This is a genomic window from Coprococcus sp. AF16-5, from assembly GCF_003479365.1.
Taxonomy (GTDB): Bacteria; Bacillota; Clostridia; order Lachnospirales; family Lachnospiraceae; genus Coprococcus; species Coprococcus aceti.
Genome location: NZ_QUGZ01000005.1, coordinates 167,697 through 187,390 on the forward strand (window position 1 = coordinate 167,697; position 19,694 = coordinate 187,390).

Annotated in this window: 16 protein-coding genes and 6 tRNA genes; all 22 read right to left on the reverse strand. The window is 43.7% G+C overall.

Features of this window, described 5'->3' with window-relative positions; genetic code table 11:
- Positions 1-143: 143 nt before the first annotated feature.
- A complete protein-coding gene (gene clpB / locus DWW70_RS12625; protein WP_055147037.1) occupies positions 144-2,720 on the reverse strand; it encodes an ATP-dependent chaperone ClpB in 2,577 nt (858 codons plus the stop codon).
- A 130-nt stretch (positions 2,721-2,850) separates the two neighbouring features.
- Positions 2,851-4,314 carry an LPXTG cell wall anchor domain-containing protein gene (locus DWW70_RS12630; protein WP_118649967.1) on the reverse strand — a complete coding sequence of 488 codons (1,464 nt, stop codon included), beginning with the start codon at positions 4,312-4,314 and terminating at the stop codon, positions 2,851-2,853.
- A 207-nt stretch (positions 4,315-4,521) separates the two neighbouring features.
- Positions 4,522-5,970 carry a glycoside hydrolase family 1 protein gene (locus DWW70_RS12635; protein ID WP_118649968.1) on the reverse strand — a complete coding sequence of 483 codons (1,449 nt, stop codon included), beginning with the start codon at positions 5,968-5,970 and terminating at the stop codon, positions 4,522-4,524.
- Positions 5,971-6,035: 65 nt separating this feature from the next.
- Positions 6,036-6,758, reverse strand: a complete 723-nt coding sequence (locus DWW70_RS12640; protein ID WP_022216138.1) for an NAD-dependent protein deacylase — start codon at positions 6,756-6,758, stop codon at positions 6,036-6,038.
- A 23-nt stretch (positions 6,759-6,781) separates the two neighbouring features.
- Complete coding sequence (locus tag DWW70_RS12645) at positions 6,782-8,041, reverse strand: CdaR family protein (protein WP_022216139.1); 1,260 nt, start codon at positions 8,039-8,041, stop codon at positions 6,782-6,784.
- Positions 8,031-8,954, reverse strand: a complete 924-nt coding sequence (gene cdaA / locus DWW70_RS12650; protein WP_118649970.1) for a diadenylate cyclase CdaA — start codon at positions 8,952-8,954, stop codon at positions 8,031-8,033. Before cdaA ends, DWW70_RS12645 begins: the two co-directional genes overlap by 11 nt.
- Before the next feature lie 91 nt (positions 8,955-9,045).
- Entirely contained in the window at positions 9,046-10,068 is a 1,023-nt protein-coding gene (locus DWW70_RS12655; protein WP_055147049.1) for a hypothetical protein, read from the reverse strand.
- Between the two features lie 2 nt (positions 10,069-10,070).
- Complete coding sequence (locus DWW70_RS12660; RefSeq protein WP_015533974.1) at positions 10,071-10,502, reverse strand: hypothetical protein; 432 nt, start codon at positions 10,500-10,502, stop codon at positions 10,071-10,073.
- Between the two features lie 124 nt (positions 10,503-10,626).
- Positions 10,627-11,370, reverse strand: a complete 744-nt coding sequence (locus tag DWW70_RS12665) for a tetratricopeptide repeat protein (protein WP_118649971.1) — start codon at positions 11,368-11,370, stop codon at positions 10,627-10,629.
- Complete coding sequence (locus DWW70_RS12670) at positions 11,367-12,314, reverse strand: vWA domain-containing protein (RefSeq protein ID WP_015533976.1); 948 nt, start codon at positions 12,312-12,314, stop codon at positions 11,367-11,369. The genes DWW70_RS12665 and DWW70_RS12670 overlap by 4 nt, the downstream gene beginning before the upstream one ends.
- Positions 12,315-12,333: 19 nt before the next feature.
- On the reverse strand, positions 12,334-13,365 hold the full coding sequence (locus DWW70_RS12675; RefSeq protein ID WP_117875421.1) for a VWA domain-containing protein: 1,032 nt from the start codon (positions 13,363-13,365) through the stop codon (positions 12,334-12,336).
- Positions 13,356-13,832 (reverse strand): hypothetical protein, encoded by a 477-nt coding sequence (locus DWW70_RS12680; protein ID WP_055147058.1) that lies wholly within the window; start codon positions 13,830-13,832, stop codon positions 13,356-13,358. The genes DWW70_RS12675 and DWW70_RS12680 overlap by 10 nt, the downstream gene beginning before the upstream one ends.
- A gap of 45 nt (positions 13,833-13,877) precedes the next feature.
- Positions 13,878-14,768 carry a DUF58 domain-containing protein gene (locus tag DWW70_RS12685; RefSeq protein WP_022216145.1) on the reverse strand — a complete coding sequence of 297 codons (891 nt, stop codon included), beginning with the start codon at positions 14,766-14,768 and terminating at the stop codon, positions 13,878-13,880.
- A 16-nt stretch (positions 14,769-14,784) separates the two neighbouring features.
- Positions 14,785-15,774 carry an AAA family ATPase gene (locus tag DWW70_RS12690; RefSeq protein WP_118649972.1) on the reverse strand — a complete coding sequence of 330 codons (990 nt, stop codon included), beginning with the start codon at positions 15,772-15,774 and terminating at the stop codon, positions 14,785-14,787.
- 283 nt (positions 15,775-16,057) lie between these two features.
- The gene (locus DWW70_RS12695; RefSeq protein WP_118649973.1) at positions 16,058-17,728 is read right to left on the reverse strand and encodes a Na+/H+ antiporter NhaC family protein; all 1,671 of its coding nucleotides are present in this window, start codon (positions 17,726-17,728) and stop codon (positions 16,058-16,060) included.
- A 985-nt stretch (positions 17,729-18,713) separates the two neighbouring features.
- Positions 18,714-18,893: a DUF951 domain-containing protein gene (locus tag DWW70_RS12700; protein WP_015533982.1), complete on the reverse strand. Its 180-nt coding sequence runs from the start codon at positions 18,891-18,893 to the stop codon at positions 18,714-18,716.
- A gap of 115 nt (positions 18,894-19,008) precedes the next feature.
- Positions 19,009-19,081, reverse strand: a tRNA-Phe gene (locus DWW70_RS12705).
- 11 nt (positions 19,082-19,092) lie between these two features.
- Positions 19,093-19,166 (reverse strand) — tRNA-Met (locus DWW70_RS12710).
- Between the two features lie 14 nt (positions 19,167-19,180).
- Positions 19,181-19,262, reverse strand: a tRNA-Tyr gene (locus DWW70_RS12715).
- 37 nt (positions 19,263-19,299) lie between these two features.
- A tRNA-Thr gene (locus DWW70_RS12720) sits at positions 19,300-19,372 on the reverse strand.
- 16 nt (positions 19,373-19,388) lie between these two features.
- Positions 19,389-19,460: transfer RNA gene (locus tag DWW70_RS12725), tRNA-Glu, on the reverse strand.
- Between the two features lie 16 nt (positions 19,461-19,476).
- Positions 19,477-19,548 (reverse strand) — tRNA-Asn (locus DWW70_RS12730).
- Positions 19,549-19,694 lie beyond the last annotated feature (146 nt).

Sequence of the window (19,694 nt, forward strand, 5' to 3'; positions counted from 1 at the left end):
CTGCCCTCCTCATGTAAATTTCAAATAATATACCGAACATTTTTCATCAGCGCCAATTATACCATTAATTTCATTTTTTGTGAATACAGAGAAGGGCACAGGAGTATTACCCCTGTGCCCTTCTCTGTATGACCTGTATTATTTTATCTCTCATTTCCTGCCACAAGAGCCGTTCCATCATAATCGATGACTATGGCTGACTGTGTGCTCACGCTGCCCGCAAGTATCATCCTGGCAACAAGCGTCTCCACATTCTTCTGCAGATATCTCTTGAGCGGTCTTGCACCATACACCTGATCATATCCCTGATCGATGATGTGCTGCTTTGCACTCTCCGTAAGTTTGATAGTGATCTCCCTGTCTGCCAGTCTGCTGTTGAGATCTGCCATGAGAAGATCAACGATACCACTGATGTTGTCCTTGGACAGTGCCCTGAATGTAATGATCTCATCAATACGGTTCAGGAACTCAGGTCTGAATCTGCTCTTAAGCTGAGCCATTACGTCATTCTTCAGTTCATCTGTGATCTCTCCGCCGGCAGCTGCAATATCTGCACCACCGATATTTGATGTCATGATAATGATCGTATTCTTGAAGTCCACAGTTCTGCCCTGAGAATCCGTGATACGTCCATCATCAAGCACCTGAAGGAGCACATTGAACACATCCGGATGTGCCTTCTCTATCTCATCAAAGAGGACAACCGAATATGGCTTTCTACGAACAGCCTCTGTCAGCTGACCGCCTTCATCATAACCTACATATCCCGGAGGCGCTCCTATAAGTCTTGACACACTGTGCTTTTCCATGTATTCACTCATATCGATACGGACCATGTTCTGCTCATTGTCAAACAGCGCCGCAGCAAGACTCTTTGCAAGCTCTGTCTTACCTACACCGGTTGGTCCAAGGAATATAAATGAACCGATTGGCTTGCTAGGATCCTTTATTCCTGCTTTTGATCTGATGATCGCATCGCTGACATACTCAACAGCCTCATCCTGACCTACAACTCTCTTCTTAAGTTCACTGGCAAGATTAAGAGTTTTACTCTTTTCACTCTCCGTAAGTTTTGCAACAGGTATTCCCGTCCACTTGGATACGATCTTGGATATCTCGTCCTCTGAAACCACCTCATGTACGAGCTCCCTCTCCTTATCTGAAGCTGTAGACTCAGCCTCTGCAAGTTCCTTCTGGATAGCAGGAAGCTTACCATACTGAAGCTCTGCTGCCTTGTTCAGGTCATAGTTTCTCTGAGCAGCCTGTATATCGGCCTTGACCTGCTCCATCTCTTCCTTGAGTGTTCTTATCTTCTCAACTGCAGCCTTTTCATTCTCCCACTTTGCTTTCAGGGAATTTGCCTGATCCTTGAGTTCTGCCAGTTCAGCCTGAAGGTCTGCCAGTCTCTGCTTTGACAGATTATCCTCCTCCTTCTTAAGGGCTGTCTCCTCAATCTCCAGCTGCATTATCTTACGTGTGATCTCATCCACTTCAACAGGCATTGAATCAAGCTCTGTCTTGATCATGGCACACGCCTCGTCAACAAGATCTATTGCCTTATCCGGCAGGAATCTGTCTGTTATATATCTGTTGGAAAGAACCGCTGCACTTACAAGGGCACCATCTGATATCTTAACTCCATGGAACACCTCGTACCTCTCCTTGATTCCTCGAAGGATAGATATTGTATCTTCAACGGTTGGCTCATCCACCATAACCGGCTGGAAACGTCTCTCAAGAGCCGCATCCTTCTCTATATACTGTCTGTACTCGTTCAGTGTTGTAGCACCTATACAGTGCAGCTCACCTCTGGCGAGCATAGGCTTAAGCATGTTTCCCGCATCCATTGCACCATCAGTCTTGCCTGCTCCGACGATAGTGTGAAGCTCATCGATGAACATAATCACTTCACCCTCAGACTTCTTAACCTCATCAAGGACATTCTTAAGTCTCTCTTCAAATTCACCTCTGTACTTGGCACCGGCCACAAGAGCTCCCATATCAAGTGCAAATATCTTCTTGTTCTTAAGTCCCTCTGGCACATCACCTCTGAGTATCCTCTGTGCAAGTCCCTCTACAACCGCAGTCTTACCTACACCAGGCTCACCGATAAGCACCGGATTGTTCTTTGTCTTCCTTGACAGGATCCTGATCACATTTCGTATCTCAGCGTCACGTCCTATTACCGGGTCAAGTTTCTGCTGTCTTGCCCTCTCGACCAGATCATATCCGAACTTCTCCATAGCCTCATATGAGCTCTCCGGATCATCGCTGTCCACCTTGTGGTTACCTCTGATTTCTGCCAGCTCCTTGAGGAATGCATTCCTGCTAACTCCCCAGCCTTTAAGAAGCTCCTTGATATCCGAATCAGCCTTATCCACCATGCCGAGGAACAAATGCTCAACAGACACATATGTGTCGCCCATCTGCTTCGCTTCCTTCTCTGCCTGGATGAGAGCCTTTGAGAAGTTATTTCCGGCATACATATTGCCACCGCTGACCTTCGGCAACCTTGCCAGCTTATCCTCCACCGCATTCACGGCACCAGTAACATTCACGCCCATCTTCTCAAATATCTTGGCTATCAAACTGTCATCTATCTCAAGCAAGCCAGCCAAAAGGTGCATCTGCGTAAGTTCCTGATTGTCGTACTCCAGAGCTTTTTCTTTTGCTTTCTCTACAACTTCCAACGATTTACGTGTGTATTTATCCATCTCCATAGCTGTTTACCTCCTAAACTAAACTTTCAGGGAACTGATACCTTAATATCACTTCCCTGTCTGATGATAATATAACACACTTGTTAGCACTCGTCAACACTGAGTGCTAACATTTTTTTATTATTTTAAATTATTTCTCTCTACGGTAAACTACCACCCCGGCAGTCCCTAATAAACATGCCATCATGACTATGAGCATCAATGCCACATTTCCGTCATCTCCGGTATTTGGTACACCTGACCCCTTTTTTGAGTCTGCTACAGTTGTATTCTCTGTTGAGGTCACGTTAGTTTTCTCATCGGTTGTCTGTCTCTCTGTTGTTACCTTCTCTGTCGTCTGCTCACTTGACGTTGGTTTTTCAGTTGAAGGTTCATTTGTAGTCGGTTCATTTGTAGTCGGTTCATTTGTTGCTGGTACATTCCCCTTCTTTACCACTACCTTTGCAGCAGGAGATGCATAATAATTTTTGGTCTCCTTATATCTCGCATAATAATTTCCATCTGCAAGTTTCTTAAGTACCGTGCTTTCACAATCCAACCATTTTTTCTTGTCGACACTATATTCCATTGACGTCTTCAGATTAGATATCTGACCATCATTTTTCCCATCCACAGTCTCTGCCGTTGCGACCAAACCTGTAGGTGCCTTCTGCTTTGCCTTATCTATTGTGAACTCTTCCACGATCTGTCCGTGCATGGTATTCTCACCCTTGATAGTAACTGTAGCTGTTCCCGCATCAATATTATCCGCATATACACATGAGTAACTTTTTCCCTCTGTCAGAGTCTTTCCGCCATAAGAAACCGTAACCGCAGGTTTCTTTTCTTTTCCATCGTACACATACGATTTTGGAGCAATGCTGACAGCGACATCTGCACCATCCGACAAGCTGCGGTAACGGAGAATAAAATCCTTAGCCTTGGCTCCTGTCTCATCATCAATGATTGTCGTTCCTTCTACAGAAAGTCCCTCTGGTACAAACTCCTTCACACCGTCAAATCCATCTGCAATATGCCCAAAGTTGCTAAGTCCGTCACTGTTCTGTACCGTAAATACACAGTCTGTATCCATCTCAAGTTTTTCAAACCAACACTGTGAACCGTTGAGCGTCACATTTGAGCCATTATTCAGACAGATTCCATCTTTTGTCATCCAGTTGATACTATCCGTAATGAATTTGACATTTGACAAAGTCAGCATAGCATTAGTAAATCCAACACTTCCATTTGTGATACCGCAATTTAATGTTCCGTTTTTCACGTATAACGAATAATCAAAATTCATCATCTGCAAAGTGACACTTTTACCGTTGAGATCTATAATGATATGTTTATTATGTTCACCATCATTGTATCCTATAGAAGCCGAAGGATCATATATATCACTAATTATACATATTGTATAGCCATTCTGTGCGGCTACAAATGCATCAGCCAGTGTAGCATATGATCCGATCTCATCGCCATTGCCATCCGTCACAATTGCCACATCCCCATCCGCGGCCTGCACCTTCACAGAGTTCTTTCCCGCAATAATCACTACAGCAAATATACATGCCATAATCAACCCAGTTACCAATTTCTTTGATTTCATAATTATCCCTTTCCTCCTGTCTTTAATCCCTGGCAGTTACTGCCAGATATTGCCATCAACATAACAAATAATTATAATACACTGGGGCTTTTAGTAAACTAGCCAAACGGCTAGTTTTAAAAATTAAATGACTAAATGCATAACTTTAGTACGAAAAAGAACCAGCACTTATGTGCCGGTTCTCCCTGTTCTGATATTATTCTATTATCACAGCTCCTCACCATTGGTCTCTATAACATGTTTGTACCAATAATAAGAATCCTTCTTGTATCTGTTCAGAGTTCCACTGTTCTCGTCCTCTTCTCTGTCCACATACACAAATCCGTATCTCTTCTGATATCCGTTGAGCCAGCTGAGAAGATCTGTGTAAGACCATGTGCAGTATGCCAGGACACGGCAGCCGTCATCACACGCTTTCTTGAGTTCCTCTATGTGATGTTTCAGGTAATCTATCCTGTACGGATCATGGATCTCCCCATCCTCGAACTTGTCAAATGCACCGAGACCATTCTCAGATATTACGATCGGAAGGTCGTACCTTGAAGTGATCTGTCTGCAGCACATACGAAGTCCCATCGGATCGATGGTCCAATCCCAGTCCGTTGTAGGGAGGAATTCATTTGCAGGATTCTTGTAGAGTCCCGGAACACCCTGAACCTTTGCCGTGCCCTTCTTGCCGGTCGTGTTCATCTCGTGAGTCGTTTCCACTCCGTCTATCGGGTTATGCTCGACAACGCATGACTGATAATAGTTTACACCCATGAAATCTATGAGACCTGCAGCCTTCCTGAGGATATCCTCGTCACCGTCCTCCATAACCGGAGTTAGATCCTTGCTCTTGAGGTAAGCAGCGGCAGCCCTTGGATAACGGCCATAGGCATACATATCCATCCAGTAGAAGTTGTTCAGATCATCATAATCCATCTTCGCCATCGCATTTTCAGGCTTTCTGTCAAATGCGTATGACGGTGTGTATGCGAAGGATGAACCGACCTTAGCATCCGGGCAGATCTCCTTGAGTGCAATAACACTCTTGGCGTGTGCCATAAATGCATGATGGTTTACCTGATAGAACATCTTCTGGTCATCAACCTTTCCTGGTGGGTGCATTCCTGCATTCCAGCCAAGACCTGTAAATACATTCTGCTCATTCATGATTATCCAGTGCTTTACCCTGTCACTATATCTCTCAAACAGAACCTTTGCGTATCTGACGAAATCATCGACTATTCGTCTGCTCTCCCATCCGTGATACTGCTCCTCAAGTGCCTGTGGCATATCCCAGTGGTACACTGTTACCATAGGAACAATTCCATACTTAACCAGTTCATTGATCAGGTCATCATAGAACTGTAAGCCCTTTTCATTTATCTCGCCATTGCCGTCAGGTATTATTCTCGGCCAGGATATTGAGAATCTGTATGTCTTCAGTCCCATCTCCGCCATGAGAGCCACATCTTCTTTATATCTGTGGTAGTGATCCACAGCCTTATCTCCGGTAGTTGCCTTGAATGTCTTGCCCGGGATCCTCACGAACTCGTCCCAGTTGGATGGTCCTTTTCCGTCCTCATTCCATGCTCCCTCAACCTGATATGCAGCAGACGCACTGCCCCACAGGAAATCTTTCGGGAAGCCATTTGATCTGTCAAAATACATAAACCGTCCTCCATACTATATAGAATCTGTATAGCATGCCTTCAACATGCCTTTGTCGTCATATGCTACAGACTGCCCAGCACATCTCCTATCTTATCCGCTATCAGAAGATCTGCATTGCTGTCCGACTGTGTCGGGGACATATTTATAACCACCAGTTTCCGCCCCCTGAAATATCTGATAAGTCCTGCTGCCGGATACACAACAAGCGATGTACCACCGATTATCATCGTATCCGCCTCGGATATATACTGGAGTGCCCTCGACATATTATCCTCATCAAGTGCCTCCTCATACAGCACCACATCCGGTTTTACAGTGCCTCCGCACTTTTCACACTTAGGCACACCATCCGAATTGACTATATAATCCAGGTCATAGAAAGCATGGCATTTCTCACAGTAATTTCTATGAACAGAACCATGGAGCTCTATGACATTCCTGCTACCTGCCATCTGGTGAAGTCCGTCGATATTCTGCGTTATCACCGCCTTGAGCTTTCCCTGTTTCTCAAGCTCCGCCAGCTTTATATGAGCCTTGTTCGGCTTTGCATCAGCAAATATCATCTTGTCCTTATAGAATCTGTAAAATTCCTCCGGGTTACGTCTGTAAAAGCTGTGGCTGATTATAGTTTCCGGCGGATACTTATACTTCTGATTATACAGTCCATCCACACTTCTAAAATCTGGTATACCGCTCTCCGTCGATACTCCTGCACCGCCAAAGAAAACGATATTATCCGAATCTTCTATGATCTGTCTCAGCTCATTCAACTTTTCTGTATCCATATACATACACCTCCAGACAATGACTACTGTGTCTCAGTAACCTTTACCATAACTGTACACGTATTTACCACGGTGTACTTATCTCCATCAGGGACACTGAGCGTGATCGTATTATCGCCATATGAGAGCTTGGAAGCATCTATGGACAGCTTCAGGCTCTTGGCCGATACCTTGGACACCGCACTTGAGATTCCGCTCACGGTTATCGTATTGCTGTCACCCATGCTCATCTCATAGCTGTATCCACTCTGCTTGCCCCTCAGGATGATATCCCCTGTGGTCACCGTTATATTTCTTGTAACTGATTTCTCGATCGCTATCTTCACATTGATGTATGCGCTCTCCTTTGTCACGACCACACCCTCTGGAAGATACTTTGATACATCAAGTGTCGTCTCAACATCTGCTGTACATCCGCTCACATCAACATCCGTTATATCAAGGCTTGTTATATCCTTTATTATCGATGCGTCTCCACCTATATCAACGGTCTCCGGTACATATGTTATATCTGATACAAGATATCCATCCGCAGGATCTCCTGTGACATCCACATGAACAGGTATATTCTTAGTCTTGTATACCGGAACTGTGACTGCTATCGATATCTCATCGTAGGATATCGACTTGTCTGATATCTTCTCACCATCAGCGGTTACAAATACAGGAGTACAGTTTGTCGTTATATCATCCTTTGCACTGGTCACATCAACTGTCACCTCTGCTCGATCTATGCTCGAAACTATACTTGCAGCACCCTTTATCGTTATGAGGTTTGGAGCTGCCACACTGTTACCAACCGTATATCCGGAAGCAACCTCGCCTGTTGTCACCACGGACACAGGAACTGACACTGACTTCTCGTCCTCAAGTTCAACTGACAGCACGTTGTCCACAACAGTTATGCTGACCTTTTTAGCTATGTTGGTGCTGTTCGCAGTTACAGTGATAGGCACCGCATTTGTTATGGATATCTTTGACATATCCGCTACAGCCTTGAAATCCGACGCATCAAGATCGCTTATAAGTGATTTACGTCCTTTGACGACTATATCCACGGTATCACCTGAAGTTATCGTGTACAACTGATTCTGACTTGTTATGGCGTCAGTATTTACCAGATTGACCGGAATGTCCCTTATGGTCCTTGTCACGGCTGAATCATCGATATTCAGTACAAGAAGCCACACCAGAAATCCAAGCACAACCGACAGAAGCTTAAGACCTATATTGCTGTATATCTTATTTGCCTTTTTCTTAGGCTCTGCGCTGTTATTTTTCATTCTCATCAGCCTCCTTTCTGGAAGCTTTATTCTTATTCTCCACAACGACTCTCTTTCTCCGCTTAACCGGACGGACACCTGAAGACCTGTGGCTCTTTCTTCCGTTATACTCCTTGCACAGCGTCTGAAGATGACTTCTCACGCCCTCGCTGTCCAGATTCCTGAAGAGCTCGCCTCCCTGTGCAATGGATATTGAACCTGTCTCCTCAGATACGATAAGAGTCATACTGTCTGACACCTCACTTATACCTATACCGGCTCTGTGTCGTGTTCCAAGCTCCTTGTTGATGGAATCATTTGCAGACAGTGGCAGATAACATGTGGCAGAAACCACCCTGTTCTTTCTTATGATCACCGCACCATCATGAAGCGGTGTGTTGTGCTCAAATATATTGAGAAGTAACTGGTTAGTCACGACCGCATCGATCGGTATTCCCGTATCAATATACTCGCCCAGTGCAACTTCATTCTCAATGACTATGAGTGCACCGGTACGGTTTGCAGACAGGACCTGGGCCGTCTTCACAAGCTCATATATCGTTTTCTCCGATATAACACCATCATCCTCGCCATCTCGTATAATGTAATTGATCAGCTTCTTTCTTCCAAGCTGTTCAAGTCCTCGTCTGAACTCCGGCTGGAACAGGATCACCACCGCTATTATTCCCACACTGAATGCATTCTTAAGCAGATATAAGATCGTATTGAACTGGAACACCGCCGCAATGGCAGTGAAGAGCACGATCATAACTATACCCTTCAGAAGAGTCCATGCTCTGCTCTGCTTGAACCACAACATGATCCTGTATATAAAGAATGACAAAATAAGTATCTCTATTATATCTACTGTGCCTGGAACTGTTATATAAAACCAATCAAAATACGTTGATATAAACGTTGATATCTTATCCATTTCATCCTCCTTTCGGTATATAAATACTCCGTATAATTAATGTGACCTGACAAAAGTCAGGTCACTCACATGTAAGCTCTTTTCAATGTATCTATCTTGTTGATCCTGTAACAGAATCTTCCTTTGCCGCTGACCGGCTTCTCTGTGCGCCTGATCCGGACGAAGTCGTCCTCTTCTGTTGTGGTCTTGGCGATGGCTGCTCTCTTCTGGCTGCCTTTCTCTGGGCACCACCCATGACCTTTGGCACAGCCTTTACATAGTAGTAGTAGTCATCGTCCTCAAACTGTGTATTCTCAACACTTGAGTAGTCCACAACTATCTTGAAGAACTGAACCACTATGGTCACCAGTATCGCCAGTATGCATCCAAGCAGAGCCCCCGCAAGGGATACCTCAACTTCCATGGACAAAGTTCCAACCAGGAACAGTATGATCTCTACCACACCGCCTGTGATGATGGCAACGTACCATGAATATGCAAATGACATTCTATATATTATGTATGTAAGAACTATAACAACTGCAAACACTATTATGGTGAGCAGAAGTGTCTTATCCTGCACCAGATGCTGGAAAATATACTTGTATCCCTCTATCAGATCACCCTCTGCTGAACTTGAGCTTAAAGCAACGTAATCAGCAGTATGCTTCAGGAAGAAGTAGAATATACAGCCAAATGCTGCAGGAACCATTCCTGTGAATCCAGCTGTCATTCCAGCCAGGATCGGCATGAAATACTGGAACTTTATAATGTAAAAGAATGGCATAAACAGAATGATCCATGATGCCTTAGGGAAAAATCTTATATATACACAATACATTATCACAAATATGACAACAAATGAGATTCCAAGCTCCAGACTTGCGCTGGCAACCTGGGCACATGCGTACAGTCCTGCAATGGCAAGTGTGAGCTGGCCTGAAAGGAACGCACACACAAAAGCTGCTGCCAGGACCACTACGATACTGCTTATCGTGCTGTTATATCCTGTGAGATGGTTTATTGACCAGAACACAACAAGTGCCAGTATAAACTTACACAGTGGTGAAACAAATTTATCATACTTACTACAAAAATTCTTTACTCCATCGCGGAAATCCAGAAGTGTTGACATTATCAGTTAGCCCTCCTCTTTTTTTTGACAGAACGGCGTGTTCCGTCCTCGTTCTCATAAAATTCTATCAGTTTCTTAAGATTCTGGTTATACTTTATGAGTTTTGGCTTTGCCTTCATATATCTGTATGTATATAAGACCCACGCGAAAAGCGCAAATGCAATACACACCACTGCATAGCCGCCCACAATGCTGCTCGCCACCTTCACATAGTCAAGCTCTGTGAGCTTCTCAACTATATCTGCAAGATTATAGTATATGTAAGCTGCGGCAAAAACTACAAACAGCACCGTAGATGAAACAATTGTCTTAAGACAGTTAAGCTTCACATAGTCACTTTGAAAATATTTACCCTTTTCGAGATCCTCACGTCCAAGCGACTCCTTGTACATGGCGATCTTCGTCATTAGAATGACCTTTTCTTCATTTACCATTGCTCGATTCTATCTCCTTATTCTGGTCACTTTTCCACAAATGACCATAACTAGCAGTATTATACCCCGCGTCTTAATATTGCGCAAGTTTTATATTTAGAATTTAATGTCTATTAATGTATGATCACCAAGTGCGTCCGCCGTAGTAATCATGTTCATTTTTGTATGTCTCGTATGCATCCATCTCCTGATTTCGTTGCTCAAGACTGTCTCCCTGGATGGCATCGAGCTGCTTTCGTATCTCCGATTCTTTATCAGAAGACTGAGGCTCCTGTGTATCCTCTTCGTTTTCATCGTCACTGCCCTGACTCTTCTGGTCATTTGGATCCTGATCACCTTTCTGATCCTGTTCCTCCGTCTGCTTCCTGAGCTGTTCCTCAAAGGCATCTATCTCATCCTTCAGAGTCTGTGCATCCTTGTAATGTCCATCCTCATCATCCCTGTGGGCGCAGTCATTCTCTATTAAAATGTCCTTTGCCCCCTCAAGTATGTCTATCACCTCATCCAGATTCTCTTTAGTAACACCCTCAGGATCTATCTGCTTCACTATGGACAGCGCAAGGTTGACCCTTGTCTTACAGTCGGACTCACCACCCGGCTTCTTTTCAAGTGCCTTACGAAACTCCTGCTCGGCGCCCTCGTAATCTCCCTGACTGTAATATACATCACCAAGATTATAATGGTATATATGTGGCTGAGTAAAGCCAAGCACGGCGTTCACTGTGCTGTCCACATATTGTCCCTTTTTGTATTCACTTATAAAATGCTCATTGCACAGATAATTCACCAGAAGCACCGCCATACACAGCAGGCTGACAGCTCCGGTCACTGCAGCAACGATCTTTATTATTCCTGATCTGTTTTTCATTTTATGACTTTCTTTCTCATATCAAAAAATTCATATACAACAAGTCCTGCAAATAATGCTGCAAACAGATAATATATATCCACATATCCTATGGTCTTACCCTTATCCGTTGACTCAGCGGTTCCCCGTGACTTCTCCACAACCTTATCCAGCGCAGAACCATCGTTCATATTTATATAGTCGACGCCCAGATCATCGGCAATCTTTTTCAGATTATCCTCATCGATCTTCGACACCGCTGGTTTATACGGGTAGTCCGATGTGTCCTCAAGCAGCTCCTTCCGGTCATCGTAATATGATTTCACATACATGTTGCCGCCTTCCTTTGTGCCGTACCCCAACACTGCGCCTCCATCAATATATTTTTTCGCCCCGTCAAATGACTTGAGTCTGTCGTCGTTGGTTATTTCACCATCGCTTATAAAGAACACGACCACATTTCCATCATTTTTCTCCTTTGCACGCTTAAGGGTATCCGTCATCACATCTATGCAGACATTCATGGACGACCCCCTGGCATATAGCGAATCCAGCGGATATATTGAATCCAGAACACTTTTTGCAAAATTTGAATCATCCGAATATGGCGATATCAGATTTGCACTATTATTGAAAGTTATGACTGCAAATTTAGCACCGTCCATCTCATCAACTATGTGCTCGCAGTCTTTCTTCACCGCCGTCAGCCTCTCTGTATCCCCAGCATAATCCTGAGCCAGCATGCTTATGGTGTCATCCACAACGAACAGCACATATGTGTCAAGCTTCCGGACACTTGTCTCCACGTTGCTGCTTGGGACCATGATCCTCAGATTGATGAGAAATATCAGTATGATGGCAGCTATCTGCCTTATATATGCGCTTCTCTTCCGCCTTTTCAGGAACGCCATGCCAACGCACAATATGAGCATAAGCCAGATTGGTATAATTGGATCTATTCTCATAATTCTCTCCTGTAACGTCTTATAATTTGAGCCAGCGGCCAAGTCCTAGCATTCCTGCAAACAGAACCAGCATCAATACAAATGGATATAACAGCTCAGGTGTCTCAACATCCACCATCCTCACCTTGACCAGATTCTTACTCAGCTTTTCTATCGATGATACTATCTCTCCAAATGATCCGGATTCCTCCTCAAGATAGAATTTACCACCGGTCTTCTCCACCGCATTCTTCATGGACTCCTTGTTTTCCGGTGTCATCTCCTTTGTTCCAACTCCATACACCGTGACATTGTTTGAAACACATATATCGGCCGCCTCATCCAGAGTTGCCACCGGTGTTCCCTGTATATCATTGTCAGTGGAGAATATTACCACCTTTGTCCTCTCCTTGTCAGCATCCGAAAAATCGATTGCCGCAGCAGCAAGGCCGTCCCCTATAAGTGAGCTTCCCCTCTGTTCATTTCCGATCAGAGTTCCAGATGATATATAGGCCTGATAATATATCCAGTCGTACCCCGATGAAAATGCATCGTCCAGATTCACTTCATTTCTGCTCTTCAGACACTGTGCGATCAGATCAAGCTGATCCTTCACATACTCATAATCATCCGTGAGCGGAGTAAGCAGCACCGGACTTGTGTTAAATATCACGATTCCAAAACGTTCACCCTGAAGCTCATCAACTGTTTTCTTCAGCTTGTCCAGCAGATTCTCGTTGAGATAATCCACGGATGTTGATATGTCGATACACAGAATGATGTCCCTGCAATACTTTTCATCCTGCATACGCCTGCTCGTGTATGGTTTTGCCATGAGCAGGAATGCCGATACGACAACCAGTACGCAGCATATGAGCGTGGCTGTAAGCCCGGTCTTATATAATATTTTTCTTTTCCTGAAATATGCCTCATCTTCCTGGCATATGAGCCCTGCGATCTTTTTTCCTCCGGCATATTCCTTTGTCTTTTTGTATTTCACAAACACAAATACCAGCATAAACAGCGCAATAGCCAGGCCTGCATATAGAACAATATGATATTTTATTGCCATCTCTCAATCAAACTCCTTGTCTTCTCAAGGGAAGCCCTCACATCACCATCGGACTTTCTTGCAAATTCCGGCGCATAATACTCAGCCACAAGATAGTACAGCTCCGGCATGTTTAATCTTTCTATATCATACAGAGTATAATTCTGAACCCTTATGCCGGTTGCAGCATGAACAAATCCCCTGATACAACGGCTCATACGCTGATATGCACCTCTTACATCAAGTTTTCCCTGATCATACTGTCCCGCAATATCCGCCAGTTCTGACAGATATCTGGCCTTCACTCTACCCATATCCATAGGCGCAGGCTTCACCACCTTCGGCAGCTCCGCCGCCATTTTTCTACGTCTTCCCAGATACCAGCAGACACCAAAGAACAACAGCACTGCGGCTGTTATCGCTCCGGTCAGCACGATCGGCCATACCACATACGAAAGCGGCTCCTGCAAATTCACTGAACTTTCCATATCTTATATCTTCTTCCTCTTATCTCCGGGCATCAGCCCATTTAACTACTTTCCAGAGCTCTCAGTCTTGTGCTTGTTGAGCAGCTCTACTATCTTTTCATCCATGCTGTCAGAAGACCTGACCGTCAGGTACGAAATACCAAGTTTCTTAAGCTTGTCGTCACAGGCACTTGAAAGCTCCTGCCTTTTCCTCTCTTCTTTCTTTGCCAGCTTCATGTCCCTGGTAAAAAATTCAGGAATATATGTGTCACCGGATATGTCATATACATTCTTACCGTTCATCCCGGCATCCTCAACATTTATAAGCAGTATATCATGCAGTACCTTTAACTGCTTTACAGTTGCCTCCGACATATTCAGGATACCTCTGGTGTCCGTCACCACAAGTATGATCATTCTCCTCCTGAAATTCCTCGCAATGAAGCTCAGCGCATCCCCCGTATCCGAGTCATTAGTCATGGTAACGTTCCTGTGGTAACCCGCAAGAATATTTTCGACATTTGCAAAGCCTGTCTTAAACGGATAGTGCTCCACGCCCCTGTCTGAAACATAAGTAGCGCTCACATAATCACCATTGTCACACACCATATATGCCAGGGTTCCTGCCGCCATAAGTGCAACGTCACTCTTCTCCTGAACATCATTGGCATATCCAAGCATACGTTTTCCGGCATCCATCACCAGCATTATATTATGCTTCTTCTCGGCGATATACTGTCTGACCAGAAGCTTCTGGCTCCTGGCAGATGCTTTCCAGTCCATGTCCTTGATATCATCGCCAACGACATACTCCCTGAGCTCATCAAAGTTCATACTCCTGCCCTTATAGATGGAATTGTACGAACCATCGATTATCCTCGACGTTGCCTTGGTAGTATATATGGTCTTATATCCCTTCATATTTCCCTGTATTCTGGATATATATGTCATCTTCATAATTAACTGTCTTCCCCTACGGCGTCTTAACCGAACCTATTATGGCATCTATAATCTTCTCAATCTTCACGTCTTCCGCAACAGCGGCAAATGTAAGCATGATCCTGTGTCTCAGGACTGAATATCTGAGTACTTTCACATCATCAGGAACACAATATCTTCTCCCATTTATAAGTGCGATCGCCTTTGCTACCTCCATGAACGCAATAGCCGCTCTTGTGCTCGCACCCATGGCAACATACTGTGCGAGCTCAGGTGCAAGTATCTTATCCGTCATTCTGGTTGCCTGAACTATATCAACTATATATTTCTTTATCGCCGGATCTATATAAATCCTCTTGCACAACTTCTGAAGATACACCACATCGTCAACGCTGGCAACGGACTTCACGTCTGAAAAAACTCCTGCCTCCACTCTGTTGAGTATCTCCATCTCATCCCTTGCGCTTGGATATGTCACAGTCTCCTTGAGAAGGAATCTGTCAAGCTGTGCCTCTGACAGCACATACGTACCCTCAGATTCGATCGGATTCTGGGTCGCTATTACCACGAACACCTCCGGCAGCTTATATGTCTTTCCTCCTATACTGACTTCTCTCTCCTGCATCGCCTCCAGCATGGCACTCTGTGTCTTCGCACTGGACCTGTTTATCTCATCGAGTAGTACAAAGTTCGAATAAACCGGACCTATCTTATCCTCAAATGTATTGGTCGCCATGTTGTACATCTGGGTTCCAATTATGTCGCTCGGTATAAGATCCGGTGTACACTGGATCCTTGAAAATGATCCATTAACCGCCTCTGTCATAACCTTGGCAGCAGTGGTCTTGGCAAGTCCTGGAACGGATTCCAGAAGCACATGACCGTTTGTCATCATTGCAACCAGAAGTGAATATCCCAGATAAGGCTGTCCCACAACCTTACTGTTATAGTAACTCAGCAAATTATTGATTATCTCCGAAGCCTTCTGGACTTCTTCATTTGTTATCTCTCTGTTATCCTGCATAACTACTCTCTTTCCTTTATTTATTATGATGTCTGCCTCCCCAGCATCTATGGTATATAGAATATACCTTTACATGTGATTGCTCAAGTTAACAAATATAAAGTGCCCATGCTATATTTTGTCCATATAAACAAAAAAGTGACCAGGGGGTACCTGGTCACCATAATGAGGGGAGAGAGGATTCAAATAAATGAAAACTCTACCCTCACATATTAACTTATGTTCCATCATAAGTCAACTATTTTTTTCGTTAAATATAACTTTTATTTACAATTTGATCTGCCTACTCCGCATCCGCTACTCTAGTATCCGCATTCACATAACTTGCAGGATTTCTGTGCTTGATGACCCTGAGTACAAATACCAGAAGAACCATCATTGCTATGAATATCGGAAGCATGATAAACCACTTAACATGCAGATGATATGTAATCGGTCCAACTATCGCATATGCCACGAATGACATGATAGCTGCTGTTATCGCATATGGAAGCTGTGTGGACACATGGTTTACATGGTTACACTGCGCTCCTGCTGATGCCATGATAGTGGTATCTGATATAGGTGAGCAGTGATCTCCACACACAGCTCCAGCCATACATGCTGATATCGCTATGATCATAAGCTCATTATTCTTACCCTCAAATACTGCACACACAATAGGGATAAGTATTCCAAATGTTCCCCATGATGTTCCTGTTGCAAACGCCATGAGACATCCAACTATAAATATAACTGCAGGAAGGAAACTGAACAGACTTCCCGATGCAGATGTCATTGCTGTCTGTACGAAATCCTTTGCACCCATCATATCGGTTGTTCCCTTGAGCGTCCATGCGAATGTAAGGATCAGTATAGCCGGTACCATTGCCTTGAAGCCCTCTGGTATAGCCTCCATACATTTGCCAAAATCCAGGACTCCTCTTATCACATACAGAAGAATTGTAATAAGCAGTCCGAACAAGCTTCCAATCGCAAGTCCAACAGATGCATCACTGTTTGAAAATGCTTCAACAAAGCTGGCACCGCTGAAAAATCCACCGGTGTAGATCATTCCTATAATACAGCAGATAACAAGACATATGATAGGTATTATAAGATCAACTACCTTGCCGTTGCTGTTGACCACATCAGTCTCCTCTGCTGTGACAGTCTTCTTGTCATCTCCCATTGAGAGAAGATCTCCCTTCAGGGCATTGAGCTCATGCTTCTCCATGGAACCAAACTCAACCTTCATAACGATCATTGCGATCATCATCGCAAGTGTGAGGAATGAATAATAGTTATATGGTATAGCCTTTATAAACAAGCCAAATCCATCCTCACCCTTTACAAATCCACTGACGGCTGCAGCCCATGATGATACAGGGGCTATGATACATATAGGCGCCGCTGTTGCATCTATAATATATGCAAACTTCGCCCTTGATATCCTGTGCTTATCAGTTACAGGCTTCATAACGCTGCCGACTGTGAGGCAGTTAAAATAGTCATCGATAAATATCAGAACTCCCAGAAGAACTGTGCAGAGCTGCGCGCCCTGTCTGGTCTTGATATGGGTAGCTGCCCAGTCACCAAATGCCTTGGATCCACCTGCCTTGTTCATAAGTGCAACTATGGTTCCAAGAATGACAAGGAATATCAGTATACCTACATTATATGAATCTGAAAGCTGTGCGATCAGTCCATCCTGCAGTACATTCGATATACTGCCCGTAAAACTGAATCCGGAGGCAAACACACTTCCTATTACAATTCCTATAAACAGTGAACTGTAAACCTCCTTCGTTATAAGTGCCAGCGTGATAGCGACAACCGATGGTACAAGTGCCCAGAATGTCGCATATGTCGATGGCGATGGAATCTTATCTACATATATAGACAGAATTCCGAGAACCGCAATAATGAGAATTACCACGGCGATGGCAATAAGATTTTTCTTGCTGCTCTTCATCTTGATCCTCCCTGATCTTTTTTCGTATGCATATTATCTGTGATAATTCATCTGTGAAATAATGTATTATCACGTCATATAAGTAAAGTTATATCACATAAGCATGCCATTTGAATAGTGCAAATGTCTGATTTTTTCCTTTTCAGTCAAAAACAGTCAAAATTTATTATGAATATGTGAATATGACGGAAAACAATCAAATGCTATTGCATAAATAACATTTATGTCATATTATCAGCTTGTAAGCAAGAGATACAAGAACAGCAGAAACATCTTCAGCTTACACTGGAATTTGACAATTTACTATTTTTTGTTTTTACTCCCTTTTTTCGTAGTCAGAAATGACTACACCCCCCAATCCCTTAATTGACGCAGCCGTCAAGCGGCTGCGTCCCTCCCTTAAAGGCGAGTAACCAAAGGTTATGATATATTCAATATCAGCTCACAAAAAATCTTATATAAATAAAAAGAGCAGAAGCATGATCGCCTAATCGTGATTCTGCTCTTTTATTATTATATATCTCTTCTGTATTGCGCAACTCGCCTGTGTGCAACTTGCGCAATACCATTGCGTTATGTAACATCAGATGATTTTTTACGATTATACATGCAAAAGCAGTCAAAAACAGTCAAAATCGCCAACAAATATGGCATTATAACCTAAATGAGCCAAATGCTATTGCAATCCTGATCCATTTATCATATTATCAACTTGTAAGCAAGAGATACAGAAAAACAACAGAAAGCGTTGACAGCTTACACTGAAATTTGACAATTTACTATTTTTTGTTATTTACTCCCTTTTTTGTAGTCAGAAATGACTACACCCCCCAATCCCTTAATTGGCGCAGCCGTCAAGCGGCTGCGCTCCTCCCTTAAAGAGAGTAAAGCTAATATATGAGTTATACTCAATCGGCTCACAAGAAACTTTATATAAAAAAAAGAAGCAGAATCATAATCGCCTAATCATGATCCTGCTTCTTTTTTATTCTTCAATAAATCCCTTGAAGTTCTTCTCCACCAATTTTCTGGGCACCATGACCTGATGATCACAGCCAGTACATCTGAGTCTGAAATCCATTCCTACTCTGAGTATCTCCCAGGAATTCGTTCCACAAGGATGCGCCTTCTTCATCTTTATAACCTGTCCAACCTCAAATACCATTCTGATATCTCCTCCTTCGGAATCCTATAAATATACATACTGTACGTTTTGGAGGGCTTTGCCCGCATAAACAAATAAAAGCTGAAACTCATAAAAGTTTCAGCTTTTCATCTAGTGCCCAAAGCTGGAATCGAACCAGCGACACGAGGATTTTCAGTCCTCTGCTCTACCAACTGAGCTATCTGGGCTTACATAAAAATAGCGGGGACAGGATTTGAACCTATGACCTTCGGGTTATGAGCCCGACGAGCTTCCAGACTGCTCCACCCCGCGGCAAAAAAATAAAATGGGCGGAGATGGATTCGAACCATCGAAGCATTACGCAGCAGATTTACAGTCTGTCCCCTTTGGCCACTCGGGAATCCACCCATTTATTGCTTTTGGCAACTTCTTGCTTTAAGCAAAAAGCCGATGATCGGACTCGAACCGATAACCTGCTGATTACAAATCAGCTGCTCTGCCAATTGAGCCACATCGGCATATTTAATTGTCAAATGACCCCAACGGGATTTGAACCCGTGTTACCGCCGTGAAAGGGCGATGTCTTAACCGCTTGACCATGGGGCCAGGTTTTCAAAAGCAGCTCCCCGAGTAGGGCTCGAACCTACAACCCCTCGGTTAACAGCCGAGTGCTCTACCATTGAGCTATCGAGGAATATCACCTGGTAAACCACGGCGTCTTTGTCAATGTTAACACATTTGACTTGAAAATGCAAGTGTTTTTTTATTTTTTTAACTTGTACCTTCAGAATTCCACACAGAAAGAGGTATCTTCTAAAGCTTATCTCTTAGAAACCTCTA